We start from the raw sequence: 11,065 nt of genomic DNA, 5'->3' as shown, positions 1-11,065 counted from the left end.
CGACGCGGAGACCAGCGCTCACGCGCCGGTATGGGCGCCGTCAGGTGTCGTGGTTCCGTCGGTATCCGGACGTGCGGTGGGTCGACGCCCGCTCCGCCCGCGCGGAGGATCTGATCGGGGAGGTCGCGCCGTGACCGTGGACATCCGTGCCTTCGCGATCGAAGACGAAGACGCTGTCGTCGCCCTGTGGGAGGAGGCGCGGCTCACCCGGCCCTGGAACGATCCGCGCGCCGACATCCGCCGCAAGCTCACCGTTCAGCCGGAGCTCTTCCTCGTCGCCGTCGACGGGGGAGTCGTCGTCGGCACCGTCATGGCCGGGTACGACGGCCACCGCGGCTGGCTGTACTACCTCGCTTCGGCCGAGTCGCACCGCGGCCGGGGCGTCGGCCGCGCGCTCGTCGCCGAGGCGGAGCGCCTGCTCGAAGCGCTCGGGTGCCCTAAGGTGCAGCTGATGGTGCGCCCCGACAACGCCGGTGCGCGCGGCTTCTACGACGCGCTGGGCTACGAACCGTTCGAGACGTGGGCCACCGGGCGTCGGTTGATCGTCGACGGTCCCGGAACGGCCTGAGCTCCCGGCCGGCCCGCGGGGCGCCCGCGCGAATCCGATCCCTAGACTGGATGCCATGGCGACTCTCGCGTTCACCAAGGGGCACGGCACGGGCAACGATTTCGTGGTCGTGTCCGACCCCGACGGCGAACTCGACCTCTCCGACGAGCAGGTCGCGATCCTCTGCGACCGCCACTTCGGCATCGGCGCGGACGGCCTGCTACGCGTCGTGCGTTCGTCCGCGATCGATGAGGGAGCGGATGCCACGGCCTCGGGCGCGGAGTGGTTCATGGACTACCGCAACGCCGACGGGTCGAAGGCGGAGATGTGCGGCAACGGCACGCGGGTCTTCGCCCGCTACCTGACCGACACCGGGCTCGCCGACATCTCCGGCGGTCTCCGCATCGGCACCCGCGCGGGCGTCAAGACGCTGACGCGCAGCGATCGCGGCTTCGAGGTCGACCTGGGCGGTCGAAGCAGCCGCGCAGACGTTCGGCCACGCTGAGTACCTGCGGGGGATCCACCGAATACGACATGCGCGGGATCGTAGGAAACCCGCGCGGGCCGCGATTTCACCCTGTGGACAACGCCCCTCAGCGTCCGGCGGCGTACCCCTGCATCCCCCGGGGGTTCGCCGCGGCCCAGAGCAGACCGTCGGCGTCGCGCCCGACGGCGCTCACGCGGCCGAGGGCCCAGTCGCCCGCACGGCGGACGCGGTGTCCGCGACGCTCGAGCTGCTCGACGACGGCGTCGCCGATCCGGTCCTCGACCACGGCACCGGACGGGGTCCAGGTCCGCGGCCAGAACGAATCGAGGACCGCGGCGGTGTGCAGTGACGGGGCGTCGATGGCCTGCTGAGGCTCGTATGCCCCGACCAGCATGCGCAGCAGCACCGGCAACTGCCACGCGTCCTGCTGGTCGCCGCCGGGCGATCCCAGGGCGATGACTTCGTGGCCGCGCGTCAGCATCGTCGGGGTGAGGGTGGTGCGGGGCCTCCGGCCCGGGATGAGGGATGCCGGGTGCCCGGGGAGCAACCACGTGGCCTGCAAGCGCGTCCCCAGGCAGAAGCCCAGGTCGGGGACCGCGGGGGAGGACTGCAGCCATCCGCCGGACGGTGTCGCCGATACGACGTTGCCCCAGCGGTCGACGACGTCGAGGTGGCACGTGTCGCCGCGCGTCTGCCCGCGTCGGTCGACCGTCGGCTCGCCGGTCCCGGCGCTCGTGACCCCGGCGTCCGTCCGGAGAGGCGGCAGCACGGGCGGCCGGCCCTCCGGAGAACCGGGGCGCAGCTCAGCGCTCGCGGTGGCGCCGACGAGCGACGCTCGCCGCGCGAGGTAGTCGTCGGCGAGCAGCGCGTCGATGTCGACGGCGGTGTCCGCGTCGCCGAACCAGGCGTCGCGGTCGGCATACGTGAGCTTCTGCACCTCGAGAAGAGTGTGTGCTCCGGCCGCCGTCGACGGGTCGAGGAGCTCGTCGTCGAGCGGATCGAGCATCCGCAGCGTCTGCAGCAGCGCGGGTCCCTGCGTCCACACGCCGGCCTTGAACACCCTCCAGCCGCGGAACGTCGCCGACACGGCCGGTTCGAAGGAGGCACTCCATCCCGCGAGATCGGCGTCGTCGAGCACGCCGGGATGGTCACCGCCGTCCGAGTGGCGGTGCGGTGTGCGCACGAACGCCGCCGCGCGCGGCAGCACCCCCGTCATCCATTCGCGACGGGCCGCGTCGATCCGTAATCCCCGGTCGTCGATACCCGCACCCACCGCGACGAGACCCTCCAGCACGGCGGCATACGCCGGATTGCGGACGACGGTGTTCGGCGTCGGCGGCTCGCCCGTCGGCATCCACAGGTCCGCCGACGTCGTCCAGTGGTCGCGGAAGAGCTCGGCCACCCGGCCGATGGTCGCGGCGGCGCCGGCGACGAGCGGGTGCCCGTCGCGCGCGTAGCCGATCGCGTAGTCCAGGACGTCGGCGAGTTCCCATGTGCCGTGGTCGCGGAGGAGGAGCAGCCACGCGTCGACGGCGCCGGGCACCGCGGCGGCGAGTCCGCCCGCCCCGGGCACGAGGTCGAGCCCGCGCGCGTGGAACGCCGCGATCGACGCACCCGCGGGCGCGGGACCCTGCCCCATCAGCACGATCGGCTCGTCGGCCCCCGCCGGGCGCACGATGGCGACGAGGTCGCCGCCCGGGCCGTTGAGGTGCGGCTCGACGACGTGCAGCACGAACGCCGCTGCGACCGCCGCGTCGAAGGCGTTGCCACCTCGCTCCAGGACGGATTGCGCGGTCGCCGTGGCCGTCCAGTGCGTGGATGCCGACATGCCGAACGATCCGCGCAGCGTCGGACGCGTCGTGAACGACGCGGGAGGGGTGAAACTCACCGGGCGAGCCGCGCGATCCAGTCCTCGACCTCGTCGGCCGTGCGGGGGATGCCGGCGGACAGGTTCACCGGCCCGTCGGACGTCATCACGATGTCGTCCTCGATGCGCACGCCGATGCCGCGGTACTCCTCGGGCACGGTGAGGTCGTCGATCTGGAAGTAGAGGCCCGGCTCGATCGTGAAGACCATGCCCGGTTCGAGCAGCCCGTCGTAGTACATGTCGCGACGCGCCTGCGCGCAGTCGTGCACGTCGATGCCGAGGTGGTGGCTCGTACCGTGGACCATGTAGCGCCGGTGCTGACCGCCGCGATCGGCATCCAGAGCCTCCTCCGCCGTCACCGGCAGCAGACCCCACTCGGCCACGCGGGCGGCGATGACCTCCATGGCGGCCTCGTGGATGCGGCGGAACGGCACGCCCGGACGCGCCGCGGCGAAGGCGGCGTCGGCGGCCTCGCGGACCGCCTCGTAGACCCGCCGCTGCACCGCGGTGAAGCGCCCGGACACGGGGAGCGTGCGGGTGATGTCGGCCGTGTAGAGGCTGTCGACCTCGACGCCGGCGTCGATGAGGATGAGGTCGCCCGGGACGACGGCGCCGTCGTTGCGCGTCCAGTGCAGGTAGCACGCGTGCGGGCCGGAGGCGGCGATCGTGTCGTACCCGACGGCGTTGCCGTCCGCGCGTGCACGGCGGTGGAAGACGCCCTCGACGACGCGCTCGCCCCGCGGGTGCTCGATGACGTGGGGGAGCTCGGCGATGATGTCGTCGAATCCGGATGCCGTGACCTCGACGGCCAGGGCCATCTGGGCGAGCTCGTACTCGTCCTTGACGAGACGCAGCTCGGAGACGAAGCGCGTGAGCTCGTCGTCGACGCCGACGACGCGGTCGTCATCCGCGGCGACGAAGCTGTCGACGTGAGCGGTCGCCAGGCCCAGGTCGGAAGCGACGCCGGCCAGCGCGGGGCGCGGACCGATCCAGAACTCGCCGATCGAGGCATCCGCGTAGAACTCTGGAGTCGTGCGGTCCGCACGTTCCCGGAAGTAGAGGACCGCCTCGTGCCCGTCGTCCCGCGGCTCGAGGACCAGGACCGAGTCGGGTTCGGAGTCCGCCGCCCACCCGGTGAGGTGCGCGAACGCCGAGTGGGCGCGGAACGGGTAGTCGGTGTCGTTGCTGCGCTGCTTCAGCGAGCCCGCGGGGATCACGAGCCGGTCGCCCGGGAACACCTCGGAGACGCGGGCGCGGCGGCGCGCGGCCCACGCGGACTGTTCGCGCGGGGTGGGCAGCGATTCGGGGCGCTCAGCCCACCCGGTCGAGATCGTGTCGAGGAAGCCGCGCGGGAACGGCGCCTTGCGGTTCGTCGTCGTCTCGACGGGCTTCGGCTCTGCGGGGGCGATCGTGTCGCGGTCGGCGGGGGAGTCCATGCGTCCAGTCTCGCACCGCACGCCGCACCGCGCACGGTCAGCCGCCGGTGCGCTCCAACTGCACCACCATCGGACGGTGGTCGCTCCCGGAGCCGTCGAGGGTGCGGAGCACGACGGAACCGGTCACGGTCCAGTCCGGCGTCGCCATGACGTGGTCGATCGGCGCACCGAGCAGCGCCGGCACGTCCGTCGGCCACGTGCCGACCCCGCCGCTGCCGCTCTCGGACGCCGCGTCGCGGCAGCGGCCGAGCGTGCCGCCGTCTTCGCCCAGGCCGGTCATGTGGTCGAGCGTGGCGTTGAAGTCGCCGGCAAGGATGACGTTGTCCGTCGCGCACTGATCCGCGAGCCACTTCAGGTCGGAGTTCCACTGCGCCATGTAGTCCTGCCGCGGGGCGACCGCGTGGGCCGCGACGATGATCGGACCGTTCCCCGACACGGGCATGGCGACCGCGCTCGGCACCGTCGAGGTGTTGCTCGACCCGTCGAGCGAGGACTGGATGACGCTGTAGTCGCCGAGCTCGGGCCGGATCAGGACGGTCGTGGACGTGGCATCCCATCCGGTCGTCCCATACTCGGCGTGATGCGCCCACATCGGCTGGCCGAGATCGCGCATGAGTTCGGCGACCCGCGCGCCGGTGTCGATCGTCGTCTCGGGGAGAGTGACGACGTCCGCCTTCATCGCGACCGCGAGCTCCGCGATCGCCTCGGCCGACGTCGCCTCGCCCGCGGTGTTCCAGGTCATCACGCGCAGGCTCGTCGCGGTCTTCTCGGGCAGCGCGTCGGATTGCGTGCCGCGCTGCAGGACGGACGCGCCGTTCACTCCCGCCGCCGCGACGAAGACGAGGGCGACCGTGAGGGCCACGGCACGCAGCGGACGGAACAGCGCGAACAGCAGCGCCAGCGCCGCGGCGGCGGCGAAACCGCCCGCGACGGGCAGGCGGAAGGAGATCACCTGGGCCAGCGGGAAGGTCCGCTCGATCCCGAAGACGGTCGGCCAGGTCACCGCCACGGCCAGCGCCGTGCACGCGAGCGCGAAGAGGATCCCGAACAGCCGACGCACGCACCCGACCCTAGGCGAGGCGCCTGAGAGATCGACGGATGCCACCTCTCCGGCGCCTCCACGTGAGCGACGCCGCGCCGCGGGCGGACGGTACGCTCGACGGGTGGAGCGCGATCGACGATTCGAGGGACCGAGTGACCTCCACCTCCACTCGACACACTCCGACGGCACCGAATCACCCGCCCTCGTCATGGCGGCCGCGCACCGCCACGGTCTGCGGACCGCGGCGCTCACCGACCACGACACGACGTCGGGATGGGCCGAAGCTGCCGAGGCCGCGTCGTCGCTCGGCATGACGTTCCTGCCCGGGATGGAGCTGTCGGCGCAGCACGAGTGGCGCAGCGTCCACCTGCTGGCCTACCTCGTCGATCCGGACGACAAGGCGCTCCGGGCCATGACCGATCGCATCCGCTCCTCACGCCTCGACCGTGCGCAGATCATGGCGGAGCGCATCTCACGCGATTTCGACATCGACTGGGACGACATCGTCGCGCAGACGACCGACGGTGCGACGGTCGGCCGTCCTCACATCGCGGACGCGCTCGTCGCCCGCGGGATCGTCGCCGACCGCACCGAGGCGTTCGCCGGCATCCTGCACCCGCGCAACGAGTACTACGTGTCGCTCTTCGCGCCCGACCCGGTGACCGCGGTCGAGCTCGTCGTCGGGGCCGGTGGCGTCCCGATCATCGCCCACCCCGCAGGTCGCGCGCTGCTGCCCCGACCCGTCCTCGAACGGATGCTCGCCGCGGGTCTCGCCGGCTTCGAGCTGCGTCACCGCGAGAATCTCCCGGATGCCACGGCCACCCTCGCGCGACTGGCGGTCGAACGCGACCTCATCGTCACCGGATCGAGCGACTACCACGGCCTCGGTAAGCCCAACGTCCCCGGTGAGAACACGACCGACGACGACATGGTCGCGCGGATCATCTCGGCCGGCACCGGCTCCGCGCCGGTCTACGCCTGACGGCCCGCTCGTTCACGGCGCACAACTCCTGCGCTTCGGCGCGGCGGCGGTGTTCGTGGGTGCTGCCGCGACCGATGTGCAGGAGTTGTGCAGCTGCACCCGCACACACGACGACGGCGCCGCCCCTCGAAAGGGACGGCGCCGTCAGTACGTGAGTGGGTGCTCAGGCCACGGGCGCGGCGTTCGTGCCGGACCCGCCGCTGCGGCGGCGACGACGACGACGCGGAGCCGCGTTACCGTCGTGGTGCTCGCTGCCTCCGCCGTCGTGCGTGCCGGCGCCCTCGGCGCGCGGCGTCGACGAAGCACCCTGCTCGCCCGACGTGCCGGACCCGCCGCGGCGACGACGGCGACGACGCGGAGCGCCCTCGGCCGTGGCATCCGTCCCGTCCGTGTTCTCGGGCTTCTCGGCCTTGGGAGCCGGGGCAGCCTTCGGGGCGGTGACGAGGCGGCCCTTCGTGCCCTCGGGGATGTCGAGGTCGGTGTAGAGGTGCGGGCTCGACGAGTAGGTCTCGATCGGCTCGGGCTGGCCGAACTCCAGGGCGCGGTTGATGAGCGCCCACTTGTGGAGGTCGTCCCAGTCGACGAACGTCACCGCGATGCCGGTCTTGCCGGCGCGGCCGGTGCGGCCGGCGCGGTGCAGGTACGTCTTCTCGTCGTCGGGGATCGTGTGGTTGATGACGTGCGTGACGTCGTTGACGTCGATGCCGCGCGCGGCGACGTCGGTCGCAATGAGGACGTCGCGCTTGCCGGCCTTGAACGCCGCCATGGAGCGCTCGCGCGCCTCCTGGCTCATGTCGCCGTGCACGGCGGCGGCGTTGAAGCCGCGGTCGCCCAGCTCGTCGACGAGCTTCTGAGCCGCACGCTTGGTGCGCGTGAAGATGACGGTCTTGCCGCGACCCTCGGCCTGCAGGATGCGGGCGATGACCTCGTCCTTGTCGAGCGAGTGGGCGCGGTACACGAGGTGCTTGATGTTGGCCTGCGTGAGGCCCTCGTCGGGGTCGTTCGCCCGCATGTGGATGGGGTTCGACATGAAGCGACGCGCGAGCGCGACGATCGGCCCGGGCATGGTCGCCGAGAACAGCTGCGTGTGGCGGACCGCGGGGACCTTCTGGAAGATCTTCTCGATGTCGGCGAGGAAGCCCAGGTCGAGCATCTTGTCGGCTTCGTCGAGGACGACCTCGACGGCGCCCGACAGGTCGAGCAGACGCTGGTTGCTGAGGTCGATGAGACGACCCGGCGTGCCGACGACGATCTGCGCGCCGGCCTTGAGCTGATCGATCTGCCCCTCGTACGCCTTTGCCGCGTAGATCGCGACGACGCTCGTCGCGCGGTTCTGGGTCAGCATGTCCATGTCCTCGTAGACCTGGACGGCGAGCTCGCGCGTGGGACCACGATGAGCGCCTTCACACCGGGCTCGGGGTTCGGCCCGAGGCGCTGGACCACGGGGATGCCGAAGCCGAAGGTCTTGCCCGTTCCGGTCTTGGCCTGGCCGATGATGTCCTGACCCGGAAGGCCGAGGGGGATGGTCTGTTCCTGGATCGGGAAGGCATCCACGATGCCCTTGGATGCCAGGGCATCGACGATGTCCTGATCGACGCCGAGCTCGGCGAAAGTCGTCATGAGCGTGCCTGTTCCGGCGGTGAGAGACCGCCTGGGGAGTCGGATCCACGCCCTCCACTCGTCCACAGGCGCGGGGCCCCGATCCATCGCCGGGGTGTGTCCACTCTACCCGGCGCGTCTTTCGGGGGTCCGACGCCTAGGCTGTAGAGCGTGTTCGAGTGGTTCCGTCGTCGTCGACCGGTCGGTCGGACGCTGCAGTTGCGCTCCCGTGGAGATCTCGGCGATGCGATGCGCGTCGACTTCGCCGAACTCGCCCCCGAGCTCGAGACCTTCCTCGGCCAGGCCGCTTATCTGCAGCTCGGATTCTTCGAGACGCTGAGCGAACTGATCGCCCTGACTCCCGAACTCGCCGAGAAGGAATCGTTGTCGCGCGCCGCGGGCGCGGCGCTCATCAAGCATCAGGAGATCGTCGCGCTCATCCGCGAGCGCGGCGCCGATCCGACGCAGCTCATGCTGCCGTTCCGCGAGTCCCTGGACGCGTTCCGCCGCAACACGCACGGCGTCCGGCCGCAGGAGACGATGCTGTCCGTCCACATCACGGCGGGCATGCTCGACGATTTCTACCTTGCGCTGTCGTCGAGCTACGGCGAGACGGGGCGCCGGGTCGCCCGCATCCTGCAGGCCGACGACGATCGTCAGGCCATCGTCGAGATCCTGGGCGCGACGATCGCGAGCGACGAGGAGTGGCGCTGGCTGCTCGCCCTGTGGGGGCGCCGGCTGGTGGGCGACACGCTCCTGGTGGCGCGGGCCGCCCTGACGCACTCCCGCCTCGACAGCGCCGAAGAGGCGAAGGTCGAGCCGGTGTTCACCGAACTCATGGGCGCCCACGCCCGGCGAATGGATGCCATGGGCCTGGCGGCCTGAAGCCTCGGCCGCCTCGGGCTTTGCGCTCAGGCTGCGCGGCCCGTCTGACCGCGGCTCGGCGGTTCAGGCGGCGCGACGTCCACGGAGGGCGGCGTCGCTGCGCTCGCGCGCACGGGTCAGCACGGGAACCAGGATGAGCGTCGTCACAGCGGGCGCGACGATCGCCACGATCCACGGCACGGGGGTGGCGGCTCCCAGACCCGCCCACGTGAGGACGGTCCAGGACACGCCGGATGCCGCTGCTCCGGCGAGCGGGGCGAGGAGGGCGCCGCGCTGGTCGCGGTGCGGCAGGGCGTAGTGGACGGCGAGACCGATCACCGCGCCGAAGATCAGCCCGAGCAGGATCTCCACGGCCGTGCGGTCAGGCGACGAAGCCGACGCGACGGGCTTCTTCGGTGCCGAGCTCGATGAAGGCCAGGTTCGCGGTCGGGACGATGTAGGAGTTGCCCTTGACGTCGGTGAAGCTGACGTGGGTGGCGGACTGGTCGAGCGCGGCGGCGATCGACGACTTCACGGCATCCGAAGATTCGGCGGTCTCGAAGTTCAGTTCGCGGCCGGTGTTGGTGATGCCGATGCGGATCTCCACGATGCGTCCTTTCCGCCCGGGTTTCTCGGTTCCACCCGGCGCGATGATCCGACTCTACGACACCCGCGGAGGGGGGTTCCGCGCTCGGGGGCGCGCTTCGCGGACGGCGAACGGGGCGGGTCGCGGGGCCCGTGTCGGAGGCCCCGGCTAGCGTGGAAGACATGCACGATCCGGATGCCGCCACCCTCGCCCGAGAGGACGCGAAGGTGCCTGTCGCCGGGGGTGACCGGTGGTCGGCGCGGGCGCTGGATCCCGGCGAACTCGATCCCGAGCAGCAGGTCGTCGTCGCGTGGGATCCGGAGGAGAGCGGTGCCGTCGTCGGAGCGCCCGGGTCGGGGAAGACGTCGACGCTGCTGTCCCGGGTGCGGTCTCTCGTCGATCGGGGAGTCGACCCCGACCACGTTCTGGTCCTGACGCCGACCCGACCGGCGGCGACCGCCCTGCGCGACCCGCTGGCTCTCGCGGTGGGCCGCGCGACGGCCGGGGCGCTCGCGCGGTCGTTGGCCTCCTTCGCTTTCCAGATCGTGCGCGGAGCGGAGGTCCGCCGCGGCGCCGAGCCCCCGCAGCTGCTCACCGGTGGAGACGAAGACCAGATCATCCGCGAACTGCTCGAGGGCGACGCGCTCGACGAGGCCTCGGGGCGTCGTCGGTGGCCCGACTGGCTCGGGCCGTCCATCCGCGCCACACGCGGCTTCCGCGGCGATCTGCGGGCGTTCCTCGCCGAGTGCACCGACCTCGGCATCGCGCCCGAAGACCTTCCCGCGCTGGCCGAGCACCAGGGAATACCGGTGTGGGCGGCGGTCGGTTCCTTCGCCGCCGAGTACCGGGCCGTCCGGGCCGAGATGCGTGGAGCCCACCGTGACGCCGCCGACCTCGCCCGCGAGGCCGTCGCGGTGTTCGACGAGGCCGCGGGCGACCGCGAGCTGCTGGGGCGCTTCGCCTCGATCCGCTGCATCCTCGTCGACGACGCGCAAGAGCTCACGTCCGGCGGGATCGACCTGCTGCGCGCGTGCCGCGCGCGCGGGATCGGCGTCGTCGCGTTCGGAGATCCCGATGTCGGGTCGGGGGCCTTCCGCGGCGCGACGCCCGAGAACTTCGCACGGCTCGCGGCCGAGCTGGGCGGTCTCGTCGCTCTCGGCGACCCCCATCGCGGCACGGCCGAGCAGATCGACCTCGTCCGCGGGGTCGCCGCGCGGATCGGTGCCGCCGGCGTCGTGGCCCATCGTCGTGCGCCGATCGGGGCTCCGCCCGAGGGATCCGTGCGCACGTTCCTTCTCCGGTCCCCGGCCGAAGAGGCCGACGCGATCGCCCGCCTGCTGCGCGAGCGCCACGTCCTCGACGGAGTGCCATGGAGCTCGTGCGCCGTGATCGCCCACGACTCGCGCCAGGTCGCCGCACTCGAGGCCGAATTGGCCGCGCGCGAAGTGCCCGCGCGAGCCAGCGGACCCGGCGTGGCACTCGGCACGCAGCGCGCGGTGCGCGACCTCGTCACCCTCGTCGAGCTCGGCATGCGCGACCCCGACGCCTGGACTGCGGATGCCGTCCTCGACGCGCTCCTCGGCACCTACGGGGGGCTCGACCCCATCGAGCTGCGCCGTCTGCGCTCGGCCCTTGCGGAGGAGGAACTGTCCGCC

At 71.9% G+C, this 11,065-nt stretch carries 9 protein-coding genes and 2 pseudogenes; 5 read left to right on the top strand and 6 right to left on the bottom strand.

The features are described 5' to 3' along the window. Nucleotides 1-130: 130 nt before the first annotated feature. Nucleotides 131-568, top strand: coding sequence for a GNAT family acetyltransferase (locus I5G_RS03690; RefSeq protein WP_022877847.1), 438 nt, complete (start codon nt 131-133; stop codon nt 566-568). A 55-nt stretch (nt 569-623) separates the two neighbouring features. After that, nucleotides 624-1,016, top strand: a pseudogene (locus tag I5G_RS20395) (diaminopimelate epimerase); the annotation flags it as partial. Nucleotides 1,017-1,140: 124 nt separating this feature from the next. On the opposite strand, the gene I5G_RS03680 reads toward I5G_RS20395, so the two are convergent. Genes I5G_RS03680 through I5G_RS03670 form a run of 3 tightly spaced genes read right to left on the bottom strand, consistent with a single transcriptional unit; the run spans nt 1,141 to nt 5,397 of the window. Then, nucleotides 1,141-2,922 (bottom strand): gamma-glutamyltransferase family protein, encoded by a 1,782-nt coding sequence (locus I5G_RS03680; protein ID WP_022877845.1) that lies wholly within the window; start codon nt 2,920-2,922, stop codon nt 1,141-1,143. Then, the gene (locus I5G_RS03675; protein ID WP_022877844.1) at nt 2,919-4,337 is read right to left on the bottom strand and encodes an aminopeptidase P family protein; all 1,419 of its coding nucleotides are present in this window, start codon (nt 4,335-4,337) and stop codon (nt 2,919-2,921) included. Before I5G_RS03675 ends, I5G_RS03680 begins: the two co-directional genes overlap by 4 nt. A gap of 37 nt (nt 4,338-4,374) precedes the next feature. Beyond that, a complete protein-coding gene (locus I5G_RS03670; RefSeq protein WP_022877843.1) occupies nt 4,375-5,397 on the bottom strand; it encodes an endonuclease/exonuclease/phosphatase family protein in 1,023 nt (340 codons plus the stop codon). A 103-nt stretch (nt 5,398-5,500) separates the two neighbouring features. On the opposite strand from I5G_RS03670, the gene I5G_RS03665 reads away from it, so the two are divergent. After that, nucleotides 5,501-6,361 (top strand): PHP domain-containing protein, encoded by an 861-nt coding sequence (locus I5G_RS03665; RefSeq protein WP_022877842.1) that lies wholly within the window; start codon nt 5,501-5,503, stop codon nt 6,359-6,361. Between the two features lie 163 nt (nt 6,362-6,524). On the opposite strand, the pseudogene I5G_RS20390 reads toward I5G_RS03665, so the two are convergent. Next, nucleotides 6,525-7,981, bottom strand: a pseudogene (locus I5G_RS20390) (DEAD/DEAH box helicase). Nucleotides 7,982-8,131: 150 nt separating this feature from the next. On the opposite strand from I5G_RS20390, the gene I5G_RS03655 reads away from it, so the two are divergent. After that, on the top strand, nt 8,132-8,845 hold the full coding sequence (locus I5G_RS03655; RefSeq protein WP_022877841.1) for a ferritin-like fold-containing protein: 714 nt from the start codon (nt 8,132-8,134) through the stop codon (nt 8,843-8,845). 63 nt (nt 8,846-8,908) lie between these two features. Here I5G_RS03655 and I5G_RS03650 read toward each other — a convergent pair whose 3' ends face one another. Together I5G_RS03650 and I5G_RS03645 are read right to left on the bottom strand one after the other, a co-directional pair. Continuing rightward, the gene (locus I5G_RS03650; protein ID WP_022877840.1) at nt 8,909-9,196 is read right to left on the bottom strand and encodes a hypothetical protein; all 288 of its coding nucleotides are present in this window, start codon (nt 9,194-9,196) and stop codon (nt 8,909-8,911) included. A 10-nt stretch (nt 9,197-9,206) separates the two neighbouring features. Continuing rightward, a complete protein-coding gene (locus I5G_RS03645) occupies nt 9,207-9,431 on the bottom strand; it encodes a DUF3107 domain-containing protein (RefSeq protein WP_022877839.1) in 225 nt (74 codons plus the stop codon). A gap of 161 nt (nt 9,432-9,592) precedes the next feature. Here I5G_RS03645 and I5G_RS03640 point away from each other — a divergent pair. Beyond that, the coding region (locus I5G_RS03640) for a UvrD-helicase domain-containing protein (protein ID WP_022877838.1) at nt 9,593-11,065 on the top strand (1,473 nt) is incomplete at its 3' end.

Source organism: Microbacterium sp. B19 (assembly GCF_000333395.1).
Classification (GTDB): domain Bacteria; phylum Actinomycetota; class Actinomycetes; order Actinomycetales; family Microbacteriaceae; genus Microbacterium.
The sequence above is the reverse complement of the archived record's forward strand: the minus strand, read 5'-3'. Positions and strand labels throughout refer to the sequence as shown.